Here is a 26,237-nt window from a genome sequence, read left to right on the forward strand (position 1 = left end):
AGCGCTGTCTACACTCCGGCCCATTCCTACCCCTGGAGTGAGCTGATGAAGCGATTCTTTGCCTTGAGCCTGATCGGCCTGTCTGCATGCTTGGCCGTGCAGGCGCAGACCTTGCGCTGGGCAAGTCAAGGCGATCCGCAGACCATGGATCCGCACTCGCAGAACGAGAGCATGACCAATATGGTCAACGGTCAGGTCTACGAGCGTCTGACCAAGCGCGACCGTCATCTGAACATCGGGCCGGGGCTGGCGACCGAGTGGAGCCAGGTCTCGCCGCTGGTTTGGCGCTTCAAGCTGCGCCAGGGCGTCAAGTTCCACGATGGCTCGCCCTTCACCGCCGACGACGTGGTCTTCTCGATCAATCGCGCCAAGGAACCCACCTCGCAGGTCAGTGTCTATGCCAATGCGCTGGGCACGCCGCGCAAGATCGACGATTTCACCGTCGAGTTCCAGCTCAGCCAGCCCAACCCGATCTTTCTCCACCATCTGGACGCGATGTGGATGATGAGCAAGGCTTGGAGCGAGAAGCACAAGGTCGGCCGGCCGCTGGACTTCAAGAACAAGGAAGAGACCTTCTCGGCACGCAATGCCAACGGCACCGGGCCCTACATGCTGGTCACGCGCGAGCCGGGTATCCGTACCGTCTTCAAACGCAACCCCAACTGGTGGGGCAAGTTCGACGGCAATGTGCAGGACATCGTGTTCACGCCGATCGGCAATGACGCCACCCGCCTGGCTGCCTTGGTCTCGGGCGAGATCGACTTCGTGCTCGATCCCGCGCCGCGCGACGTGCCACGCCTGCGCAACACCCAGGGCGTCAAGGTGATCGACGGCCCGGAAAACCGTCTGGTGATCATCGGCATGGACCAGGCGCGCGACACCCTGCTGTACGGCAAGGTGCCGGGGGACCGCAACCCCTTCAAGGACCTGCGCGTGCGCAAGGCGCTGTACCAGGCCATCGACGTGGAGACCATGCGCACCAAGTTGATGAATGGCCTTTCCATCCCCACCGGGGGTCTGACGCCATCGCCGCTGGGCGCCTACAACGATCCGGCGATCGAGGCGCGCTACCCCTTCGATCTGGCAGCTGCGCGCAAGCTGATGGCCGACGCCGGCTTCGCCGACGGCTTCGAGGTGACGCTGGACTGCCCCAACAACCGCTACATCAACGACGAGGAGATCTGCCTCGCGCTCGCCTCGATGTGGGCGCAGCTCAAGGTGAAGGTCAAGGTCAACGCAATGCCGCGTGTGACCTTCTTCCCCAAGGTCGAAAAGCTCGATACCAGCATGTATCTGTACGGCTGGGGCGGCGCCATCACCGATGCCGAGACCATGATGACCCCGGTGCTGCGCAACCGCGGCGAGAAGGGCGTGGGCTACTACAACTACGGCAATTTCCGCAACGACAAGTTCGACGCCCTGGCTGGGCAAAGCAGCGTCGAGGCCGACCCGAAGAAGCGCGAGCAGCTGGTCAAGTCCGCGCTGATGGAGGTCAAGGAGCAGGTCAACATCATCCCGCTGCACCGGCAGATGATCCCCTGGGCCGCACGGACCAACGTCAATGTGGTGCACCGCGCCGACAACTGGTTCGAGGTCGCCTGGGCCAGCGTCGGCCCGAAGTGACGCGGCGCCGCAACCTGCGGCGGCTCGCGTCTAAGCGCCGGGCGAATGCGGGGCTTTCGCCCCGCTGATGAAGGCATAGCTGGGCGGCGCGCACGGCCATACTGGTGGGGACTTCGTCATCCCGACCAGCCCCGACCATGCGCGCCCAAGCCCCAGCCTCGCCTGTCAAGCACCTGTTCCTGTCCCTGCTGGCCGCCCTGGCTCTGAGCGCCTGCGGCGGAGGTGGGGGCGATTCCGGCGCGTCTTCCGGAGGCTCGGCGGGCGGCTCGTCCGGCCTGGCCAGCGAGCCGGTGCTTAGCGGCGTGGCCGCGGTCGGCGCACCGCTGGGCGGCGCCACCATCACCGTGATCGACAGCAAGGGCACGGCGCTGGGCACGACCACCGCGCATGCCGCGGACGGCAGCTACAGCCTCAAGCTGAGCTCGAAGAACATCTCCGGTGCGGTGTTGGTGCAGGCCAGGGGCCTGGATGCCACCGGCGCGCCGGTGCTGCTGCATTCGGCGGTGGCCACGCCGGCAGTGACGATGACCGCCAACATCACGCCGCTCAGCGACGCGGTGCTGGCGCTGGCGCTGGGCACCGAGCCCGGCCCGGTGTTCGCAAAGGCGGCCGATCAGCAGAGCGTGCTGGCCGGCCTGGCTCAGCTGACTGCGGCAGCGGACTTCCTCAAGGTGCTGATCAAGACGCCGCTATCGGATGTGAAGATCAGCGACGCGAAGACGCTGGATCTGCTCAATGCCAGCGGCTTCGCAGCCAACAAGGGCAGCCAGGACCTGCTGCTGGACCTGCTGCGCGTGAACCTCACGCGCAACGCGCAGGACCAGGCCCTGCTGCAACTGTCCAACAAGTTCCTGGTCTCCGGCGCCGCCGAAGTCGTGGTGGACCTGGCCACCGCGCGCACCGAGCTGGCCAAGACCACCGGCAGCACGCCCACCAATGCGATCAGCTCGACGCTGAAGGCCACCACCGCCGCGGCAGCCACGGCGGCCAATCTGGCCACCATCGACGATGTCGCCGTGGCCTTGAATCAGCTGATCGCGCAGGGACCTGGCGCCATCGCCGCCTCGAACGCGCTGTTCAGCGCCTACGACAAGCACAACGGTAGCGACGCTACAGCGCTGGCCACGCGTCTGGCCGGCTTCGCCACGACCAACTGGCAGCTCAGTCGCTTCCAGCTGCTGGGTTGCGCCGACGACGTGCTGACCTCGGGCAACTGCTCGCGCGTGCTGGTGGGCTCCTTCGTGACCGACAGCAGCGGCAAGCGCATGGACTATTTCGCCGATGCGTTGAGCTACGACACCAAGACCAAGAAGTGGTCGCTCAAGGGCAACGGCCGCAAGCTGGACTTCCGCATCCGTCCGCTGGCCTGGCTGGCGCTGGATGCCGCCGGCGCCGTCGACAGCGCCGCCAGCAGCCCGAACCCGGCACTGGGCGTGCAGGTGCTGCTGCAGGCACAGGACAGCGGCGACGCGCAGCTGCTGGACAAGGCCACGGTGCAGACGCCCAGCGGCTTCAGCCTGCCGTTTGCCTATTGCGCCCAGGACTGGATGTGCGTCAGCGACACCGCAGGCGCCACCAGCGTTGACGCCACCGGCAAGGTCAGCGATACCTTGCTGGCCTCGGCCAGTGTGGGCTGGCTGGGCGGCGCGGATACGCTGCGCGGCGCCCGGTACATCGCCAGTTTCACGCTGGCCGGTGCCAACGAAACTCGCGTGGCCCATCTGCCGGCCCACCTGCAGACCAGCGCGCCGGCCTTGGCGCGCTACCCGGTCTTCGATGGTGTGAGCAGCAGCGCGCCGCTGACGGCTGCCGCGCTCCGGGCGGGCCTGGATCCGTCGTGGAGCGGCTGGGCCACGGCCAACCCCGATCTGCGCCTGCTCAGCGTGAAGGCGGTGATCCGCTACGCGGACGGCCGCCTGCAGCAGCGCGAGTTTGTGGTCGCCCCGTCGGAGACGACGCGCTTTGCCAGCCCCATGGCTGGCGTCGGCCCGCTGGCGATCGGCACACCGGTGGCCTTCGAGCTCTGGCTCACGGCACAGGATGGGGCCGGCCGCCGACTGGTGAGCCGTTACCGCATTCCGCTCTAGCGCTCTGGTCCGTATTCCTTGATCTAGCTCAGACTTCCCCCCGCGAAGCAGGGGGGGAGTGTGGTCACTCGCGCAATTAGGTGTCGCTTTGACACCGGTGCCGGCGTCTACTCGTTCACAGACCCTGCCTCGTCACCGCGGCGGGCAGTTCGATCCTGAACGGGAAGCCGCCACCGATGACACGCCTGCGTCACCTCGCTGCGAGCCTGCTGCCTGCCGTTGCGGCAGCGGCCGTGCTGGCCCAACAGCAGACCCCGCCGCTGCCGCCCACCGCCGATCCGGCGCAGCTGCAGCGCCAGCGCGAGGAACTGGAGCGCCAGCGCCAGCAGCGCAAGCCTGAGGCCACCGCGCCCAAGTTGAGTGCACCGGCGTCCGGCGAGCCCGGCGCCGTCCCGGCCGGCCCGAGCTTCATGCTCAAGCGCGTGGATTTCGACGAAAGCCAGCTGCTCAGCCGTGCGCAGCTCGATGCGGCGGTCGCGCCGCAGCTGGGCAAGCCGACCACCTTCGCCGATGTGCGCGCGCTGGCGCAGCGTATCAATGCGCTCTATTACGCCGCCGGGCACATCACCGCGCGTGCCTTCGTGCCTTCGCAGAAGATCGTCGACGGGGTGCTCAAGGTGCGCTTGGTCGAAGGGCGCCTGGCGCGCATCGAGCTGCCGGCCCAGACGCGGCTGGACAAGGACTTCATCGTCGGCCTGATCGACACACCCGAAGGCGCGCTGCTCGACGTGCCGAGCATAGGCCGGCGCCTGGAGCGGCTGCATCGCGGCACCGACACCCGCATCGGCCTGGGCTTTGTTGCCGCCGAGACCAAGGAGCCGGGTCTGAGCGTCGCGCAGGTGCAGATCGAGGAGCCGCCTGCCTGGACGCTGCGCGCCTCGCTCAGCAACGAAGGCGCCGAGTCGGTGGGACGCGAACAGCTCAGCATCACGGGAACATGGAACAACCTGCTCGGCCGCGCCGACAAGCTCAGCCTGCTGCTGATCGGCTCAAAGGGCTCGGCCTCGGCCAATGCGCAGTACAGCTTGGCGCTGCCGGGGCCCTTTCTGGCCTGGGGCACACGGCTGGGCGCGGGCCTTTCGCATGGCCTGACCCGCGCGGTGTCGCCGGGCTTCGAGACGGTACGGCTGGACGGCAAGTCCGATGGCGCCAACCTCTCGCTGACCCAGCCGCTGTGGATCAGCGGTGCCTGGGCGCTGGATGGCGGCGCCACCTTGTCGCACACGCGCTCGGCGACCGACATCGCTGACGAGCGCTTCTCCGACGTGCGTACCGACAGCCTCGCGCTGTCGCTGACCTTGTCGCGCCTGGGCGAGCGCTCGAACTGGATTGCCTCGCTGGTGGCGACGCCGGCGCGCACGCGCGCCGAAGGCGTGGAGTCGCGCAGCACCGCACACTACCAGCTGCTCGCCAGCGGCCAGCAGCTGATCGGCGAGAACTGGTCGCTGCAGGGCCGCGCCGGTCTGCAGTACAGCGGCGACGTCAGCCTGCCGTCGACGCTGCAGTACCAGATCGGCGGCTCGTCCAGCGTGCGGGGCTACCGCTCGCCGACCGCGTCGGGCGACAAGGGCGAGACGCTGAGCCTGGAGGTGCACCGCCGCTTCCTGGAGCGCTACGACGCCTTCGTCTTCGTCGACCACGGCGCCACGCGCACCGAGGGCGGCGCGACGACGCGCCTGCTCAGCGCCGGCTTCGGACTGGTCTGGACCCATCCGGTGTGGACCGTGTCGGCCACGCTGGCTGCGCCGCAGCGGCGCATCGAGGGCCAGGACAAGAAGCCGGAGCTGCTAGTGCGCCTGTCGGCCGATCTGGACAAGCTCTGGCGCTGAGCGGCGCCGCACGAATACGACCCATAGCGAGAGGAGGACGCGAACCATGAAGACCCTGCTGATCTACGACAAGCTCGTCACGCTGCACCGCGATGCGCACCGCCATCTGCGCCTGGACCTTGCTGCGCAGCAGCCGTTCTCGTTCGCACGCGAGACCAACTCGGTACTGCTGGCGGCCGCCGAGCTGCCGCAGGCAGCGCTGGATTTCCCCTGCGTCTTCATCGAGACGGCCGGGCATCACACGCTGGCTGCGCTGGTGGGCCTGCGCGACCGCGAGAACCTGTTCGTCGATGGCGAGGCGCGCTGGGCGCGTGGCAGCTATGTGCCAGCCTTCATCCGGCGCTATCCCTTCGTGCTGGCCGAGGACGAGAGCCAGCCGCAGGAATTCACCGTCTGCGTGGACCAGGCTTATGCCGGGCTGAATGCCGAGAGCGGCCAGCCGCTGTTCGACGAGAGCGGCCGCGAGAGTCCCTGGCTGCAGCAGGTGATGCAGTTCCTCGTCGGCTTCCGCCAGGAGATGACGGCCACACGCGAATTCGCCGATGCGCTGGCCCAGGCGCAGCTGCTGCAGCCGCGCAGCATCGAGTACACGCTGGCCGGCGACGCGCAGAAGCAGACGCTCGGCGGTTTCCAGGTGGTGGACGAAGAGCGCCTGCGCGCCTTGCCGGCCGAGACGCTGCAGCAGTGGCTGCAGCGCGGCTGGCTGGGCCTGATCTATGCGCACCTGCTGTCGCTGAACCAGGTGCAGCGACTTGCGCTGCGCCTGGACCAGCGCGTGGCCGATGCGGCCGCGGCAGTGCCGCCGGAGGTCGCCGCCATGGGTCCGCTGCACTGAACGAGCGCAGCGCCAGACACAACAGCAAGAAGTCCAGGGAGTCCCACCATGCAGTCCACCGCCCGTCAGCGCAGCGCCAAGGCCCGCCGCAATCCCCCGCATGGCGCAGGCGCCAGCGTGCCCCGTGTCGCTGCGCATCCCTGGCGGCGCAGCCTGCGGCGTGGCGAACGCGTCTGCCGCAGCCCGCGCGCGGTCTGGCGGCTGCTGGCGCTGACCCCGATGGGCGCGGCGGTGGCCGCGATTGCCGGCCTGCCCAGCATCACCGCCTGGGCGCAGAGCACCGGCAACGTGATCAAGCCCGATGGCCGCACTGCCACCCAGCTGCAGGTGCAGGGCGCGCGCACCGACATCACCACCGGCACCGTCAAGGGCGACAACGCCTTCAACAGCTTCCGCCGCTTCGAGGTCGGCCAGGGCCAGACTGTCAACGTGCATGTGCCCACGCAGGCGCAGCGGGTGATCAACATCGTCACCGACGCGCCGATCAAGGTCGATGGCGTGCTCAACGGCCTGAAGAACGGCAGCCTCAGCGGTAACCTGGTCTTCGCCGACCCGATGGGCATGGTGGTCGGCCGCGAGGGGGTCATCAATGTGAACTCGCTGCAGGTCGTCGCGCCGACGCGCGCGCACCTGGACGCGATGATGGACGCGCAGGGCCGCATCGGCGACGCTGCAGTCAAGCAGCTGCTCGGCGGCCAGGCGCCGCAGAGCGAGGACGGCCGCGTGCAGATCAGCGGCCGCATCAATGCGCTGGAGCGCGTGCGCATCGAGGCGCGTCGCATCGATATCGAGGGCCGCATCAAGGCCGGTGCCGACGCGGCGCACGATGCCGCCTTCCGCGCCGCGGTGAGCAGCAACGAGCTGCAATCCGCCACCGGCATGGTGGAGCGCGGCGGCGTGATCGAATTGGTGGCCGACGACGCGCTCCAGGTGTCCGGCACGCTCGATGCGTCGCAGCGCATCGCCCCTGCGGTCGCGGCTGCCACGGGGAGCGCAGAGGTAGCTGCCGGTCGCGGCGGCGAGGTGCAGCTGCGTGCGCCCGCCCTCACGCTGGATGCCGGCGCGCTGGTCGACGTCTCCGGTCTGCTCGGCGGCGGCGTGGCTCAGATCGGCAGCATGGCGCCGGCCGAGGTCGCGACCGTGGCCGGCGAGGGCCCTGGTGCAGCGGCGCCGGCGGCACCGCTGACGCAACAGCTGCACGTCGCGCGCGGTGCCGAGGTGCAGGCCGACGCGATTGAGCGCGGCGAAGGCGGCCGTGTGCAGTTTCTCAGCGATGGCCATACCGACTACGGCGGCCTGGCCCGTGCGCGCGGCGGCGCGATGCTGGGCAATGGCGGCTTCGTCGAAGTCTCCGGCCGCCGGCGCCTGCAGTTCTACGGCCTCGTCGACACCCGGGCGCCCAAGGGCGCCAAGGGCCTGCTGCTGATCGATCCCGATGCGCTGACGATCAGCGATGGCGCTTCGGGCGACAGCAGCTGTCTTGGCACCAGTGGCGACTGCAGCATCACCACCGGCACGGTGTTGACGCTCGCGGTGAGCAACAGCCTGGTCCTGCAGGCGGCCGAGTCGATCACGCTGGGCAGCAGCGGCGGCGGCGCCGCGACGCTGGACCTGAGCAGCGTCTACACCAGCAGCAGCGACAGCATCACGCTGCTGAGCAAGGACATCACCTTCAATGCCGGATCCAAGCTGATCACAGGCGGCGGCGCGGTCAAGTTGATCGGGCTGGGCGATGTGGACGCCAGCAAGTACTTCGACGCCGGCACCTTCAGCTACACGAGCAATATCGGCTGGGGTCCCTTGTCCATCGGCGAGAAGGTGGACGGCGGCACGATCACGCTCAATAGCGGCTCGGCCATCATCACCCGCGGCGTCAGCAGCGGCGACGCGGCAACGGGCAATCTTGCCCGCGATGCCGGCGACGTGACGCTGCGTGCCAAGAACCTGGATCTCAAAGCGGGTTCGCAGATCCTCGCGCAGGCACAGACCGGCAGCAGCCACAAGGGCGGCGCGGTGGAGTTGACCTCCTATGCGCTGGAGCAATGGAACCTCGGCAAGGCCACCGCCATCAGCAGCGCCAGGCTGGGCGGCACGGTCAAGGCCGACAGCATCACCGTCAACGCGGTCGCGCGTGCCGAGGCCTCGCCAGACGGCACCTGGGGTTTTGCTGTCTCGACCATCCAGAAATCGCTGGGAGCCCTGACCGGATTCAGTGCGGCCTATCACGAGACCCAGGCCGACGCGACGCTGGAGGTGCTGGGCACGGCCACGCTGGAGGCCAAGACCGATCTCTCGCTCAATTCCGCCTCGATCAACAAGGCGGCCGGCTCGATCAGTCTCTTCACGATGGACGAACTGGGCAGCAAGCTGGCCGCGGCCGCGGCGGCCTATGTGAAGACGGCCGGCGACGCCGAGTTGCTGGTACGCAGCGGCGCCACGCTCAATGCCGGCGGCAAGCTCAGCGCCTTGGCGCACAACGATGCCACCGCGAAGAGCAGCGTCAAGGTGCTGTCCAACAGCGCGATTGCCGGCGTGGCGGTCAGCTATCTGGAGACGGACGTCAAGGCCAATGCGCAGATCGACAGCGGCGCGAACCTCAATGTCGGCTCGCTGGAACTGCTGGCACTGCAGACCGGCAACTTCCGCAACATCGCCAAGTCCACGATCGCGCAAGAAAAGGCCACGCAGGACAATCCCAACCCGGCCCAGGCGGCGATGGGCGCTTCGGTGGCGATCAGCGACATCAGTGCATCGAGCAGCGCCACGCTGGGGGCCTCGGTGGGCAAGCCAGATGGCAAGGTCGGCGACGTCACCGTGGTGGCCGACACCTCGCTGTGGCAGAACTACATTGCCGCGCGCAACGACGCGGGCGGCGACCCGGCCAAGGCCGACAAGCTCAAGGCCGGTGTGGCGGCCGATCTCCAGGGCTTCGCCGCCAACGCGCTGAAGCTGGACAACTGGCTGAGCGAGAAGACCGAGGCGATGGGCAATCTCGCCAAGGGCGCGCCGCCGATCAAGGGCGCAGCGGTGGTGACGGTCAACGATACCGATCTGACGAGCACCGCCAGCATAGGCGCTGGCGCCGTGATCCAGTCCGGCGGCAAGGTCGGCGTCGTCGCGCAGACCGAAGGCCGCTCGGTGCACAACATCGCCGAGAGCAAGAGCAGCACCAAGGACGCGGCCAAGAACGGTCCGGCGCTGGCTGCCGCCGTGGCCGTCGGCCTGTATGACCAGGGCGCCGAGGCGACGGTGGGCGAGGGCGCGCAGATCAACGCGGCGCAGTTCGGCCTGCAGTCGCATGTCTACCAGCCGCTGGACGTGACCTGGCTGGCCAGCCTGGACGTGACGAATCCGGACGCCCTGCGCGCGCCGAGCGAGCTGTTCTCGCATTTCGCGCCGCCCAAGCTTGGCATGCCGCAGTTCGTCTTCACCTCCTGGGCCACGGCGATGTCCAAGGAGGAGATCGACCCGAAGAACAGCGATCCCGACAAGGCCGTGGCGGCGGCCGGCTCCTTCAACTGGACCTCGTTCACCAACCGCTCCAGGGCCTGGGTGGGCGCCAGGGCGACGATCACCACCACCGGGCCCGATCTGGACTGGAGCATCAGCTGGACGACGCCCACGGCGCCCTTGCTCGACGGTGATGTGGACTTCGCTGGCGAGAGCGCGGATGCGGCGGGCTCGAACATCCTGCGCGAGGATCAGGGTGCGGTCGATTCGGTGCTGTCGCTGGCGAAGAATGCCATCGGCGAGATCACCGGTCTGCTGGACAGCAAGGAGGTGCTCCTGGGGGTCACGCTGCTCAATTCGGCGAGTTTCAAGAAGGCGGTCGACATCAAGGCGCTGAACGAGTCGGCCTTCCTGACGCTGGCCGGGCAGCCGGCGAACTTCGGCTTCGAGGGCGTCAAGCCGAATGTGCAGGGCGGCCCTTTCTCGGCCGGCGCAGCCTTCAACTACGCGGGTGCCGAGCACACGACGATCGCCGGCATCGACGATGGCGCGACGCTCACGCTCAGCGCCGGCACGCTGGGGCTGGAGGCGCGCAGCGCGGATCGCATCATCGCCGTGGCGCCCACGGCCGGGCGCGGCGACGGCGCGGTGATCAATCTGATCGCGGCCTATTCCGAGTTGGACAACCGAACGATCGCGGTGCTGAGCAACAAGGCCACGGTCAGCGCGCCGAACGTGGACGTGCTGGCCGTCGAGGACGTCTCGGTGTGGAGCGCAGCCGGCGCCGCGGCCTTTGGCGGCAATGCCGCCGGGGTGGGTATCGCGATTGCAGTGAACGAGCTCGATGGCCGCACACTGGCCGCGGTGGCCGATCCTGACGACCTGATCGCCAGCTATGGCGCGCTGCGGCCGACTGGCTTCAACGGCACCACAGTGCAGGGTACGCCGCAGATCAGCGCCGACGCGGTGCGGGTGATCGGCAGCACCCAGGGCAGCAGCGGAGCGCTCAGCGCTTCCGTCGGGGCGGTGGAGAGCGAGGATCCGAACGCGAAGAAGCCGGACGAGAACGTCAAGAAGGACGAGAAGGGCTGGTTCTCCAAGAAGTGGGAGTGGCTCACGACCAAGACCGGTGCCTTGCGCAGCAAGGCGGTGGACAAGCTGCACACCGATGACGGCGCCCTGGCGAATTCGCGCAACGCGATCGCCGACCTGATTGCGAAGAAGCAGGAGGCTGCCAAGCCCACCAAGCCCACTGCTCCCAAGCTCGCGCTGGCCGGTGCCGGCAGCGCCAGCGTCAACCTGGGCAATCTGGACACCGAGGCGCTGGTCGACCGCGCCAAGATCGTCGCCGGCACAGGCACGCGCAACAGCCTGATCGTGCGTGCGTCCAACGAGACGCACCAGTACTCGATCTCCGGCTCGGGCGCGCTGCTCAAGCTCAAGGCGCCGGAGTCGCAGAATGGCGTCGGCGTCTCGGGCGCGATCGCGATCGACATCGAGGAGAACGACACCACCGCACGTCTGGTCGACTCGACGGCCAACCAGTTCGACACCGTGTCGGTGGAGTCGCTGAGCGCCGGCCAACGCATCTCCGCGGGTCTGGGCATCGCCGGCGGCACGGGCAACAAGCCGACCTATCTGGCCAGCGTGTCCTACTCGATGACCGAGTCGGACAACAGCACGACCGCGGCCATCGACGGCGGCAGCATCGACGGGCTCAGTACCGGCAAGACTGGCGTCGAGGTGCTGGCTTACGACAAGACCGAGACTGGCGTCGGCGCCGGTGCGCTGACGGTGCAGAAGAGCAAGGGCGGCGCCGCCGGAGCCGCGATCGGTGTGGCCCTGGTGCACAACACGGTGGAGTCGCGCATCGCCGGCGCCACGGTGAAGAACGCCGGCGCGGTCGACGTGCGTGCCTACGACCCGGTGCTGATCGGCATCGGCGCGGCCTCGCTGGGCATCAGCACCGAGAAGAACAGCTACACGCTGGAGGCCAGCGTCGCCTATGCGGAGCTGGAGAACACGACGCGCGCCTATGTCGGTGAGCGCAGCGTCGGCCAGACGGTGACGCGCAGCGAGATCGACAGCAATGCGCGGCTGACCGTGCAGGCCAGCGATCTGGTCGGCGGCAGCTACAAGACCCGTTTCGACAACGTGCTCGCCGCCGACGGCACGCCGCCGGCCGACAGCGAGTACGACTTCGGCGCTTCGCTGCGCCAGGGCGAGCAGGAGGACTTCGGCGGCCAGCGCATCGGCAGCAGAGAGCCCGGCGACGGCGCGCTGGTGATCGGCGTGGCCGGCGGCATTGCCGCGGGCAGCAGCCAGGCCGTGGGTGCCGCCGCCTCGGCCAGCCGCGTGGCCAATGTGCACGAGGCCATCGTCGAAGGCGCGACCGTCAACGCGCTGGACATGGCGGTCGATGCCACCGACGCGACGCTGATGGTCAACGTCGGCCTGGGCGTGGCCGGGACCAGTGACAAGATCGCGCTGGCGGGTTCGGTGGCGGTGACGCTCAACGAGGCGCGTGCCACTGCGCGCATCGGCGCCAGCGGCAAAACGACCAGCATCACCACCACCGGCGGCGATGGCCTGGGCCTGACTGCGGCCAGCAGCGAGCGTGCTTTCACCATCGCCGGCTCGGTGGGGGTCTCCACCAGCGGCACCGCGGGCGGCATCGCCGCCGTCTACGGGCAGGGCGACAACGTCGCCGAAGCCTTGCTCAGCCACGCCACGGTGACGACGGGCGCGGCCAAGGTCGAGGCGGGCACGGCCAGCCAGCACATCGGCGTGGCCGCGGCCGGCGGCTATGGCGACAAGGCGGCGATCAACGGCTCCTTCGTCATCCACATGGTCGGCGAGCGCACCACGGCCAGCGTGGCCGACTCCAAGCTCACCGCCGACAGCCTGCGCGTCAAGGCCGGTGACAGCGAGAGCCAGGCGGCGCTGGTGTACACCGGCTCGGGCTCCATCGGCTTCTCGAAGAATGTCGCCGGTGGCGCGGCACTCAGCACCAACGCCATCACGATGCAGCGCCAGGCGCTGGTCGAACGTTCGGATCTGACACTGAACGGCAACGGCCTGGTGCTGGACGTGCAGGCCGCGTCGCGCGCCCGCATGATCGGCGTCACGCTGGCCGGCGGCGGCAGCCAGGATGCGGCCTTCAACGGCGCGGTGACGAGCAATGGCATCGGCAACACCGTGCAGGCCGAGGTGGCGGGCAGCAAGGTGCAGGCGCTGGGCAGCAGCAACACCGGCAACGCAAGCATCGTCGCCAAGGATCAGGCCGAGATCGACTTCGGCACCGGCGCGATCAGCGTGGCCGGCAAGGCCGCCTTCGGCGTGGCGACCTCGTTCAACTACGTCACCAACGAGGTGTCTGCGGCGCTGCTGGGCGATGACGCCTATGGACGGCGCCATGCCAATGGCTCGGCCGTCTCGCTGGGCGATCTGCGCGTGGACGCCTCCAGCGATGCCACCATCGTCAACGCCGCCTATGGCGTGGCGCTGAGCAACCAGCTCAGCGGCGCCGGCTCGATCGCGGTGAACCTGATGCAGACCGAGGTCTCGTCCCATATCGGCCGCGGCGCCGATGTCAGTGCCGAGGGCACGGTGGCCGTGCAGGCCACCGGATCGGACGACATCAAGTCCTTCGGCGGCGCGGCGGGCATAGGCCTGGGCGCTGGCGGTGTGGGCTTGTCGTCGACAGTCAATGTCATCGAGGGCAGCACCGGCGCCAGCATAGGCGCCGATGACGAACTGCGTACCAAGGTCGATGCCAAGGGCAAGGGCGACGGCCTTGTCGTGAACAGCGGCACGCTGACGCAGGCGCTGCCGGGCCTGACCGCGGCAGGCACCGATCCCAAGTCCTTCGACGGCCTGGCCGCGATGAAGAACTACGACGCAACGCGTCCCAAGATGCGCGAGAGCACCGAGACGGTCAAGGGCGTCGCGGTGAATGCCAGCGCCATGCACCATGTGCTGTCCTACGACACGACGATAGGCGTCGGCAAGGCCGTCGGCATCGGCGCCAATGCCAGCGCGCATGTGATCAGCGGCGCGACCCTGGCCGAGGTGGCCAATGCCGAGCTCAACCAGCGGCCGAGCAGCGACACCAGCACGACCCAGTCGGTGCGCATCAAGGCCAGCAGCCACAACGTGATGGCCAGCTTCGCGCTGGGCGCGGGCGCCAGCACCGGCTTCAGCGCCGCTGGCGCCATCGGTGGCGATGTCTTCATCAACAGCACCAAGGCCTTGGTGCGCGACTCCAAGGTCAAGGCTGCAGACGACATCACGGTGCAGGCTTCTGCCGAATCGGCGCAGTCCTCGCTGCTGGTCGGCTTCGCCGCCGGTGCGGTGGCGGCGGCAGGCACCGCCGGTGTGGTGGTCTTCGATGGCGAGGTGCAGGCCGCAGTGCTGGGCGGTGAGCTGCGCTCGGGCGACGACACCAAGGTGGAGGCCGACAACGCGGCCACGCTCAACGTGATCTCCGGCGCTGCGGGGCTGGCCGCAGGCGCGGCCGGCGCGGGCGCGATCACCGTGCTCGTCTCCGATACCAAGACCGAGGCACTGATCGGCCGCGAGACTGACACGACGAAGGCGACCAAGGTCTCCACCGGCGGCGATCTCAGCGTTCTGGCGGACAGCACCACCTCGGTCAATACGATCACGGTGGCGGTGGGCGGCGGCCTGGCTTCGGCAGGCGCAGCGATCGGCACCGTCTCGGTGGTGACCAATGAGGTCAGGGCCGCGGTGCGCCAGGCCGACCTTGAGGTCGGCGTGACGACGAACTGGGTCTATGGCGTCGGCACGGCCAATGGCGCGGGCAGCGGCGAACTGGGCAGTGGCGCGTCCGCGGCGGACTCGGCGGAGGATGCGGCGCCGCCCGGCGGTGCCTTGCATGTGGAGGCGGGGGACCACGTCGCGATCACCCAGGTCAGCGGCGCGGCGGGCCTGGGCTTCGGCGGCAGCGGTGTGGGCGGCACGGTCTCGGTGCTGGTGGCGCGCTCCAATGTGGCCGCCGAGCTGCGTGGCAGCGAAATCGACGCCGGCACGCTGAACCTGCAGTCGCAGAACACGCAGAACCACAAGGTTGGCACCGTGGGCGTCGGCGTCGGCAGCGGCGTGGGCGCCGGCTTTGCCGTCTCGCTGATGATGCTGGGCACCGGCAATCCGGACGCCGAGGCCTTCGGCAGTGGCGACAACGCCAAGGGCAGCGCGCTGATGTCCTCGGCGGTGAGTCTCGCCAAGGGCAGCCGCCTGGGCGACACCAGCGGCACACTGAGTGCCCAGCAGCGCAGCAGCCTGGAGAACAACAGCAAGCGCGACCTCGGCGGGGTGCTCAAGGACACCGGCAGCAACAGCGCCAGCGCCAGTGTGGATGCGAGCACGGTGCGCGCCACCGGGCAGGTGGACATCGGCGCCAGCCAGGACACGGCCTTGCAGAACTATGCCGGCGCAGCAGGCGCGGGCCTGACCGCCGGTGCAGGTGGCTCGGTGGGCGTCAGCCTGGTCTACAACGCCGCGGTCGTCGAGGTCAGCGGCAACAGCAGCATCGAGGCCGGCGGCGCGCTGAACCTCGCCAGCACCACGCGTGATCTCTTGGCCTCGGACAGGAAGAAGGCGCTGGTGACAGAGACGGCGGCAGGCGGCGTCGGCTTTGCCGGCCTGGGCGCCTCGGTCGGCGTGGGACGGCTGGACAACCTGGTCTCGACGACGGCCAGCGGCATGCTCAAGGGCACGAAGGTCAGCCTGACGGCCGTCGACAGCAGCAGCGCCTCGGTGGCCAATGTGACCGCGGCCGCCGGCGCCGGCGCACTGGGTGTGGCGGTCAGCACGCTGGACCGGCGCGGCGCGGTCGAAGCCTGGGTCAACAAGGGTGGCGCCGAACAGCGCAGCGTCAGCGGGCAAGAGCTGCTGGTCAGCGCCGCCGTCGACGGCAGCATCGAAACCTACTCGCTGGCCGTAGCTGGCGGTCTGGTGGTCAGCGGCAATGGCGCGGGCGCGACGGCCAGCGACCATCAGTCGGTGCGTGCCGGCATCGGCGACAACACCGCGGTCCACATCGGCGACGGCGTCGCCGGCGGCAGCGCCGGCACCCAGGTGCTCGCGCAGCGCGGCACCCAGCTGGATGCCACGGCGCAGGGCGTGGGCGTATCCGGCGGCGTGCAGCTGGGCGGTTCGGTGGCGTTGGTGGACCTGCGCGGCGAGACATCCGCCAGCGTGGGCCAGAAGGTGGTGTTCGATGCCGGCGGCACTCTGGCCGTCGCCGCCGAGGAAAGCAGCGCCAACCATCTGAAGGCCAAGGCGAACGCCTCCGGCGGTGGCTGGACGGCCGCGCTGAATGCCAGCGTGGCCAGCGCCGACAACCAGGGCGCGGTACGCGCCAGCATCGGCGACGACACGCTGCTGCCCGACGATGCGGTAGCCGTGGTGGCCAGCCACACGGCCCTGCAGCGCGCCGACGCCAGCGGCGTGACGGTCGGCGGTCTGCTGGCGCTGGGCGGCAACGTCGCAACGGCCGACACGTCCGCGCAGACCAGTGCGACGCTGGGCAATGTGCGCACGCGCAGCACGCGCCTCGGCGATCTGCAGGTGGCGGCACGTGGCACCGACGAGACTCTGGCCGCGGCCCTGGCGGGTGGCGGCGGTCTGGTGTCCGGCCAGGCGGCCGTCGCCCAGGTCAATGACACCAGCTCCACCGCGGCGACCATCACTGCCTGGGGCGACAGCGCGCAGGCCGCACCCGAGGACTACACGCTGCGCGCCGGTGCCACGCTGATCGGCGCCGCGCATGTAGCCAAGGTGCGGGCCGACTCCGACACGCTCAACGCCTCGGTGGTGGGCGGCAGCGGCGCGCTGGCCTTCAGCGAGGTGGACAGCGATGTGACCGCGTCCATCGGCGAGAAGGTGCGCCTGCGCGCGCTGGGCATCGGCATGCTGGCCGAGAACGAGGCAGCCGAGCAGAGCGGCGGCGACAACGCGGCCGGCGCCGGTGGCGGTCTGGCCAACGGCAGCGCGGTGCAGGCGAAGACGCACGTCAGCACCACGGCCGATGCGCTGGTCGGCAAGGATGCCCAGCTGACCGTGATCGGCGATCCCTACAGCGATGGTGTGGGGCGCATGATCATCGTGGCCGGCACCGATCTGCTCACGCGCACCAGCGGCTCGCTCAACACCGGCGGGCTGGTGGATGTGCCCTTTGCCGATGTGGAGAGCATCGCCAAGGGCAGCAACAAGGTGAGCATCGGCGAGAACGCCCAGCTGCGCAGCGCTGGCGACATGGTGCTGGGCACGACGACGCTGAATCGCAGCAGCGCTGATTCGCTGATCAAGACCTATGGCGGCGTGGGGGTCACCGGCGGCTCCAGCTTCGCACGCAGCGAGCAGAAGGACAGCGTCGAGCTCGCGGCCGGCACCTTGCTGCAGGCCTACGGCGACATCACCGTGGCGACTGGCCGCAATGCCGACGGCGGGCTCAACCTGATGCGCGCTGATGCGAGCACCCAGCTCTACAACTACACCATCATTCCGATCACTACCAGCCATCCGGCCACCGCGCAGGTCGACCAGCAAAGCGAGATCAAGCTGGCCGCCGGCAGCCAGGTGCTGGCCGGCGGCACGGTCTATCTGCGGGCCTTCAAGGGCGAGCAGGGCGTCAGCGCGCTGGGCGAGGGGCACAACCCCTATCTGGAGCTGTTCAGCGTCACCACGCATGACAGCCGTCCTGACGCGCGCTACAGCGGCACGCTCAAGCTGGACGGCACGGTGACCGCCGGCTACTACCGCCGCCATGAGTTCGCGATCGACCGCCAGGGCAATCTGACGCAGACCACCGACAGCCCCGAGCTGCGTCTGCCGGTGAAGGTGTTCACGATGGACGCCGGCGGCAACTACTTCGATGCCGACGGCAAGACCGTCAGTGCCGCGCTGGTGCTCAATCCGCAGGGCTACGTCGCCCACATCAGCAACTTCAACCCGAGCCACTACTACGACGACACCGTCAAGGCCAAGTTCGGCGGCGTGCCGGACGCGGCGATGGGCGCCTATGTGCTGCCGGACCTCTATGCGGCCGGCGGCAATATCCAGGTCGAGGGCACGAACGTCAGCGGCTCCGGCGCGCTGCGTGCCCAGGGCGGGCCGCTGTTGAAGGTGGCCAATGCCAGCAACCACTATCTGCTGGCGAACAAGCTGATCATTGCCGATGCCGACAGCGGCGGCAATGTCGATGTCATCGGGCGCACGGCGCTGCCTTCGAGCCTGAGCGTCACCGAGCTCGATCCCGGCCGCATGCCGGCGATCGATCTGCGCAACAGCTTCGACCCGACCTTCGGCGGCGGCCAGCCTTCGGACATCGTGCTGCAGGCCGCCATCGACAAGTCGGTCACGGTGCGCAACCCGCGTGGCAAGGTCGCCATCTACAACGACTGGGGCAACTTCTGGGGCGGCGCTGTCGATGCGCTGGAGCAGGACGTCAAGGTGCCGCAGGGCACGACGGTGCTGGACGCCAGCGGCTACTTGGCGCTGGGCGGCACGCCGCAGAACACCTGGGCGGCGCTGGATGCGCAGTTCCGCCCGTCGGACATGGGCGCCTTCATCGACACGGTGGCCTATGGCTACTACCAGCGCTATCTGGGTGGCACGTCCACCGACTCGGCGACCTATTCGGCGCAGCTGCAGGGCATCACCTCGTCCTACAGCACGAATCCGGGCTATCTGTTCCACGCCAACCTCGGCAACCGTCCCTGCGGGTGGTGCTGGTTCTTCGGCTATACGCCGTCCGGCTATCTGGGCTGGTATGGCCAACGCTACAACTTCGATGTGCTGCCGGTGAAGAACCTCAGCGCCCAATCGAACAACGGTGGCGCGGTCACTGTGAATCCGCCGCGCGTGCACAACCGCCTGGTCGTCAATGCCAAGTACATCGACGTCAACACGACCATCTATGCCGGCACGGCGCGCAACATCGATGTCACCATCAAGGACGCCAAGCTCTATGCCGCTGACTGGAAGTCCTTCTTCAACCCCTTCGCGACCCGGCTGAACTTCTTCGAGTGCGTGGCCAGCGCGTCTTGCCGCAGCCTCAACGGCCTTTCGCCGGTGGACAACGGCCTGTACAAGGTGCCGGCCTCGGCGCTGTCCTTCGGCGCCGACAGCCCGCCGATCACCGTGGTCTACGACCCGAGCACCAAGCGTGTCAGTACCCAGGCCATAGGCAACACCAACCCGGGGGCGGTGACCCTGGTCGGCCACATCCTCAACAGCAACCCGGGCACGGGGTCGAAAGCCACCTCGATCGAACTCTCCACCGGCGCGATCAAACTGAACATCGACAACCAGTCCGGCGTGGCGCTGGAACTGCCGCGCATCGAGACCAGCTCAAGCGGCGCCGGCGTGATCACCATCACCGATCTGGGTCAGATGGACAAGGTCCTGAACCCCAAGACCAACAAGGAGGTGTTGGCGCCTCTGACCACCTGGTATGTCAGCGAGAACGGCAGTGACGTCAAGATGTACCAGAGTCGCATCGCCAGCGACTACAAGGGGCTGACGGCCATCACGACCAGCGACATCAACAGCGCCACCGACGCCAGCTACGCGCCGGCAGCGGGATGGCGCTACGGTTGGTCGCGCGAGGCCAGCGCCAAGCGCCAACTGATCGCGTCCAACACCGGCTACTGGGACGACTACTACACCACCGGCTGGGAATACACCAACAAGAGCGGCACGGCGATCACCTCGGTCGACTGGCGTCTCACCGGCAGCGAGCGCGTCTTCCGCGACCTCTCGCTCAAAGACACCTACTACACCACCAGCTTCACCTCGAGCGCCGGCTTCACCTTCCAGAAGAACGGCATCACCTACGGCGGCGTCAACACGCACTACACCTCGTCGAACGACCTCTATCACCTCTGGTATGTCGCCACCTCGGCATCGCTGACCCAGACCAGCAGCGTCAAGGCGGATTTCGGCATCGGCATCAAGTTCAAGGGCTACACCGATGGCGCGGTGACGATCTCATCGAACGCCGATACCTACGTCAACAAGACGCTGTCGAATGCTGGCGGCGATACCAGGTTCACGCTCAGCAACGGCGCGCGTCTGCTGGGCAACCAGAACGGCCTGATCGTCTCGCGCAATCTGACCATCACCGGCAAGGACTCCAAGCCCGACGGCGCCGGCGATGTTGGCGGCTATGGCGAGAGCAGCGCGCTCAACGTCAAGCTGGACGGCGGCAGCCTGAATGCAACGACGCTTGGCAATCTGGCCATCCACGGCGTGGGCAACTTGGCCGTCGAGCAGGCCAGTGCCGGCAAGCCCGGCCTTGGGCGGCGGCTGACGATCTCGGCCACCGAACATCTGGTGGCGGCCAGCGACAAGTCGCTTCTGCAGGGCTTCGAGGTCAGCCTGTCCAGCGAGAACGGCCGCATCGGTGGTGTCGCCGCCGGCGATCCGCTGACGGTCGAGCTCTACAACACCGGCAGCAAGGTCGAGCAGCGTGGCCTGTTCAGCGCCGATGCGCGCGGCGACATCCGACTCGATCTGCGCGGTGGCGACAAGCGCATCGCATCGATCGCCTCCATCGAGGGCAATGTCACGCTGGCCACCGATGGCTCGCTCTACGACGCATCGGCAGGCGCTGCCGCCGGTGGCCGCAGCGCGGATGATCTGCTGGCGCTGTGGGAGAAACGCCTGCACATCGCCGGCGATCGCGCTGCAGCGGTGCAGGACGTGCTCAAGCACACCATCGCGCCGCTGGATCAGATGGTCAACCGCGACTATCGCGACTACTGGGCGCTGCGTGCGCTGGGCAGCATAGGCAGCGACGGCAAGATCCAGCTCAGCGCCACGGGCCTGACCACGCTGCGTGCCCAGACGGCCGCCGCGCTGGGCGTGGCCCAGCCCAGCGACGCGCAGATCAACGGCTGGGCCAACACGCTGTTGTCGCGCTACACCGCGACCTTCGACAAGCTGCTCGGCAAGGACCAATGGCAGCAGCGCGCGGAGTTCCAGGCGCAGCAGTCCAACTATCGCTTTAGCGCCGATCGCTACAACGAGTACTGGCAGCTGATCAATGCCACCGACGCCGGCCGCAAGCTGACCGCAGCGGGCAGGGACACGGTTCGCCAGATGGCGAGCACGGTGATAGGCGGCGCGCCCAGCGACACGCAGCTGCAGGCCTATGTGGACCAGCGCTTCGCGGCACTGGCAGGCGACTTCAGCGCCGGCCTGGGCAGCGACTGGGCCAGCAAGGCGGCGTTCAGGAACTACGACGCCGGCTACCAGTTCGCTGGCGACGCAGCGCTGCTGGCGACCTACACCTACGGCAGCTACTGGGGCAAGGACAAGCTGGAGAACCAGTTCCGCCAGTCGGCGATCGGCGCCGGCGGTGGCAGCACCAGCATCGACCACCTCAACATCAGCGGCAAGCAGGTCAAGATCAGCAGCAGCGTCAAGGGCACGACGCTGGGCCGCGATGCCGGCGTGCGCACGCTGCTGCTGGGCAAGCCGCTGAGCGACGAGGACCGCTTCGCGCTCTCGCAGGCCAGCGCACCGGGCGATGTGCAGGTGTTGACCGACGCCAATGGCCAGGTCATCGGACTGAAGGTGCGCGATACCCGCGCCTTCTACGTGGACGCGAGCCGACAGTTCGATGCCAGCATGCCGGGCCAGATCTACGTGATTTCGCCGGAGCAGTTGCTGCTCGGCCAGGTGAAGAGCGAGGGCATGGTGCGCCTGTTCGCCCAGAACGGCATCGCCGGCGTGGCCGGTGGCGCGCGGCCGCAGATCGAGGCGGCCAGCCTGGTGCTCGATGCCGGCAAGGGAAGCATCGGCAGCCGGAACGATCCGCTGCAGATCAAGGCCAGCGAGATCGGTCTGGCGCGCGCGGCCGAGAGCATCTTCCTCAGCCAGGCCGATGGCATGCTGACGATAGACCTGATCAGCGCCGGGCAGGATGTGGTGCTGGATCTGCTCAAGGGTGGCCTGTTGCAGAAGCAGCCGGAGCTGCTCAGCCTGTCGGCGCAGAACATCGCGCTGAACGTCTTCGGCAGCATCGGCGCCGATCCGGCCACGGGCGGCCATGCGCTGCAGCTGCAGACGCTGGGCGGCGCACTGACGATGAAGGCCGGTGGCAGTGCCTGGCTGGGCGTCTGGGGCGATCAGCTGAAGCTGAGCGACAGCCAGCTCGGCGGCGCGTTGACCATTGCTGCACCGGGCAAGGCGGGGCTGGCGATTGCCGGCGACGTTGGCGTCGGGACGCAGACCACGCTGCTTATCGGCGGCACGGTGGAGCAGGCCGCCGGCAAGAAGCTGCAGGCCGGCGGCGATGTAGTGCTGACGGCGCAGAGCCTGGACATGTCGGCTGGCAGCGCGATGGCCAGCACAGTCGGCGCGATCGACCTGACGCTGGCTGGCGGCGATGCGCGGCTGGGCAGCCTGACCGCGAAGACGGGCATCGAAGTGGATGCAGAGCTCGGACGCATGCTTGCCGCCGATGGCGCGTCCACGCTCAGCGCGACTGACACGGATGCCACCATTGCGCTGAATCGGCGCCAGCTGGGCGGCAAGGGCATAGGCGAGGCGCAGGCGCCGCTGCGCCTGGCTGCCGACCATGTGGCGCTGCACAGCGCCGCAGGTGATGTGCATGCGACGCTGCTCAATGCCAGTGTTGATCTGGAGGCGGCACAGGCGACGCAGGGCTCGCTGCAAGTCAACGCGGCGGGTGCGCTGCGCAACAATGCGGACCTGTTCGCCGGCGGCAGCGTCGCGATCCAGGCGGCCGGTCCCTTCCAGCAGGCGGCCGGCACGAGCATCGCCGCCGGCGACCGCCTGCAGCTCGACGCTGCGACCATCACCATGCAGGCCGGCAGCCGCATGAGTGCCGAGCAGATCGAGCTGAACGCCACGCAGGGCGATGCGCTGCTGAGCTCGCTGCAGGCCGGCAGCAGCATAGGCGTCGTGGCAAGCCAGGGGCAGATCGCTGCCGGGGCCACGCTTTCAGCTGGCAGCTTCGTCGGCCTGAGCGCAGGCAGCGGCATCGGTGCGGGCGGCGCGATCGCTGTCAACGCGCCGCGGGTCAGTGCCAGCACCGGCAGTGGCGGCATTCAGCTGCAGCTGGCCTCCAGCCCGACGCAGATCGACACCGCGCGAGCCGGTAGCGGCGACGTCAGCCTGCTCGCTGGTGGCGCGTTGCATCTGGCCGGTGCGGTGGGAAGCAGCAATGGCAATGTGGCCATCACGGCGCAGGGCGTCCTGTCGTCCGACAGCAGCATCGAGGCGCGTGGTGCCGGCCGCCGCCTGGATCTGAGCGCGGCCGCGCTGGATCTGGACGGCGCGCTGCTGGCCGACGGCGATGCGGCGCTCGTCAGCCGCAGCGGCAGCCTGCGCATCGATGGCAGCCTGAAGGCCGGCGGATCGGCGAGTCTGAGCTCCGCTGCTGCGATGCATCTGGAGCAGGTGGATGCCGGACAGGACATCCGCATCGACTCCGTCGGCCCGGTCAGCGGCGGCCGTGTGGCGGCCGCGCGCAGGCTCGAGCTGCTGCGCGCGCCATCGCTGTCGCTGCGCGAGCTCGGTGCGGGCAGCGATCTGGCGTTGAAGCTCGAGCAGATCGAGCTGCAGCGTCTGACTGTCGGCGGTGTGCTGGACCTCAAGGCGCGCAATGCGGCCATCGCTGCGCTGCAGGTCGGTGGTGATGCGGCGCTGGATGTCACGCAGTCGCTGCTGCTCGGCGATGGCTCGATTGGCGGCAGTCTGCTTGCAAAGGCGGACGATCTGACACTCGGCACGCTGACGGTGGGCAAGGCGGCGACGCTGACGGTGCTCGACCGCCTCGATGGCGGCAGCCTCAGCGCGGGAGGCAGCCTCGATGCGACGGCGCGCCTGATCGCGCTGCAGGGCCTGAAGTCCGGTGCGGCCATGACGCTGAGGGCCGACGAGGTCGAGCTTGCGGCCGTGGACAGCGCTGCTTCGCTGCAGCTTGAGGGCAAGCGGGCGAGCCTGGGCAGCCTGCGGGTGAAGGGCGCGACGACGTTGAACCTCAGCGACGAGCTGACGCAGAGCGGCGCGGCCGTGCTGGAAGGCGATCTCGTCGTCGCCGCGCAGCGCATCGCGCTGGGTGCGCTCGACGTCGCCGGCACGTCGAGCCTGAATGCGGCCGGCGCACTGACGTTCGATGCGCTGAGCGGCAAAGGCAGCGTCACGCTGAAGAGCGGCGAGCTGACTGCTGGCCAACTCAGCGGCAGCACGCTGGGTCTGCAGGCCAGTCAGGCCAGCATCGGCGCGGCGAGCAGCAGCGGCACAGCGCTATTCGATGTGCTCGGGGCGCTGAAGCTGGAGCAGGGCCGCTTCGCTGCCGACTGGCGCGTGACGGCTGGGAACATGACGCTGGGGTCTGTCGTGGTGGGCGGCAATGCAGCGCTGAGAGCCTCGGGCCAACTGAGGGCCGGTAGCCTCGCCGTCGGCAGCACGCTGGGCGTGCAGGCGGCGGCACTTGAGCTGGGCCGAATCGAGGCGAAGGGCGCGACGCAGTTCAGCGTCGACGGCTTGCTGGCGATGTCGCAGGCCAGCTTCGGTGCCGACTGGCTCGCGAGTGCCGGCAGCATGGAGATGGGCACGGTGGCGGTGACGGGCGATGCGACGCTGAAGGCCAGCGGCCTGCTGCAGGCCGACAGCCTGGAGGTCGGCGGCGCCCTGAGCGCCGAAGCCGGCACGCTGAAGCTCGGCAAGGTGCAGCTGGCGCAGCCGACTGCCGACAGTGCGTCGCTGCCTGGGCTGAAGGTCGGCAAGACCGCCAGCCTGAAGGCGGACGCCATCGAGCTGCAGCGTGCGCAGATCGGCGGCGATGCGCTGCTGGTGGCCAGCTCGCAGATCGTGCTGGGCGGCAGCTCCAGCTTCGGCGGCGCGCTGAACGCCAGCGCCGCCAGGCTGCAGATCGACGACATCGCCGTGCAGGGGCCGGTGCAGCTGAAAGCTGGCGACAGCCTGGTGCTGAACCGCGCCAGTGCTGCTGGCACGCTGGACCTGCAGGGCAAGGCGATGCAGCTCGGCCAGCTGACCGCGGGCGGCGCGGTGACGATAGGCGCCGACAGCTTGCAGCTCGGCAGCCTCAAGGGCGACAAGAGCCTGCGTGCCGCCGTCAGCGGCGACGCCGACATCGGCACGCTGGAGATGGCCGGCGAGGTGAGGCTGGAGGCGGGCAAGCAGCTCAAGGTGGCCTCGCTGACGGCCAGCGAGGCGCAGCTCAGCGGCGGCAGCGTGCAGCTCGATCGCGCCACACTGTCGCAGCAGCTCGGTGTCAATGCTGGCGCGGCTCTCGTCGGCGGCTCGCTCACCGCTGCGCAGCCGATGACGCTGAAGGCGGGCGGCGCTGTCTCGGCGACGCTGGTCAAGGCGCCGACGGTGGACGTGCAGGCCGGCGGCGACATGCGCCTGAACCTGCTCGACGCCAATGTGGCGACGTTGGCCACGCCCACGCAGATCGCGCTCGGCGAGGCGCGCATCGGCCAGAGCATCACGCTGCGCGCCGACCAGATCGACGCCAAGCTGGCGGCGGTCAATGGAGCGGATCTCCGCACCAGTGCCGCCGGCTTCGGCACCGACGTGGCAGCCAGCCTGGTGAAGCTCGGCCTGACGACGCCGACGCGCTGGATCATCACCGATCTGGACGCCGTCGATGCCAGCCTGAGCACGCTGGGCAGCTGGACGCAGTTCGACAAGGTGAGCCTGAGCGGCCGCATGACGCTGGACACGCCGCATGGTCTGATTGCGGTGACCAACGACAAGGTCGAGCGCGTGCCCGGTGCCGACGTGCAGCTCTATGCGCCGAGCGGCGACTTCATCCTGCTGCGCGACCGCCAGTACGCCTACACCACGGCGATGGCGCTGGTCTACAAGCCGGGGCAGTTCGTCTCCGCGCCCAACACCATGCTCTCGCCGTTGATCGTGGCCCAGGGCAACGGGCAGGGCGGCGCGGGCGCGCTGGCTCAGGCGCTGGGGGCGATGGCGCTGCGTGGCGGCCTGGCCAGCAATGTGGCCGCGGCCGACTACGAGGAACTGCTGCGCCGTGCGCCGACGGCCAGCGGCCAGGACGAAGAGCTGGTCGGCGAGCTGGAGTTCTGAGGCAGGACCGAGCACAGTGCAGACGCACTGTGCGACGCCTGCCGAAGGACCGGCCGCCTGCCAGCGGCCGGGCTGAGGTCGCGCACAGGCTCCGGGAGGAGCCTGTGGCTACCGAAGGACTGCTCGCGATACCAGCGGGCAGACTGAGCTGGGTCGCTGAGAGCAGCCGGGGCGTGCTTGCCTGCGCGCGCTGGCCTCGGGTTTTCCATGAGGATCCAACAGCTTGTCGCTGTCGAGACAGCAATCGTGCTCGCGGCCTTCCTAGAATCGAACGAGCGTTCTTTTTTGCGGCAG

5 protein-coding genes are annotated in these 26,237 nt (G+C 68.8%); all 5 read left to right on the top strand.

Going from position 1 to position 26,237, the window contains the following annotated elements:
• The first annotated feature begins 45 nt into the window (after positions 1 to 45).
• The 5 genes from AC2EBS_RS00940 (at position 46) to AC2EBS_RS00960 (ending at position 25,943) form a co-directional block, all read left to right on the top strand.
• Entirely contained in the window at positions 46 to 1,623 is a 1,578-nt protein-coding gene (locus AC2EBS_RS00940) for an ABC transporter substrate-binding protein (protein WP_484726512.1), read from the top strand.
• A gap of 137 nt (positions 1,624 to 1,760) precedes the next feature.
• Positions 1,761 to 3,710, top strand: a complete 1,950-nt coding sequence (locus AC2EBS_RS00945) for a hypothetical protein (RefSeq protein ID WP_484726513.1) — start codon at positions 1,761 to 1,763, stop codon at positions 3,708 to 3,710.
• A gap of 176 nt (positions 3,711 to 3,886) precedes the next feature.
• A complete protein-coding gene (locus tag AC2EBS_RS00950) occupies positions 3,887 to 5,539 on the top strand; it encodes a ShlB/FhaC/HecB family hemolysin secretion/activation protein (RefSeq protein ID WP_484726514.1) in 1,653 nt (550 codons plus the stop codon).
• Between the two features lie 46 nt (positions 5,540 to 5,585).
• Positions 5,586 to 6,374 carry a SapC family protein gene (locus AC2EBS_RS00955; protein ID WP_484726515.1) on the top strand — a complete coding sequence of 263 codons (789 nt, stop codon included), beginning with the start codon at positions 5,586 to 5,588 and terminating at the stop codon, positions 6,372 to 6,374.
• A 48-nt stretch (positions 6,375 to 6,422) separates the two neighbouring features.
• Positions 6,423 to 25,943: a leukotoxin LktA family filamentous adhesin gene (locus AC2EBS_RS00960; protein WP_484726516.1), complete on the top strand. Its 19,521-nt coding sequence runs from the start codon at positions 6,423 to 6,425 to the stop codon at positions 25,941 to 25,943.
• The last annotated feature ends 294 nt before the right edge of the window (positions 25,944 to 26,237 follow it).

This window comes from Roseateles sp. T103 (assembly GCF_057219915.1).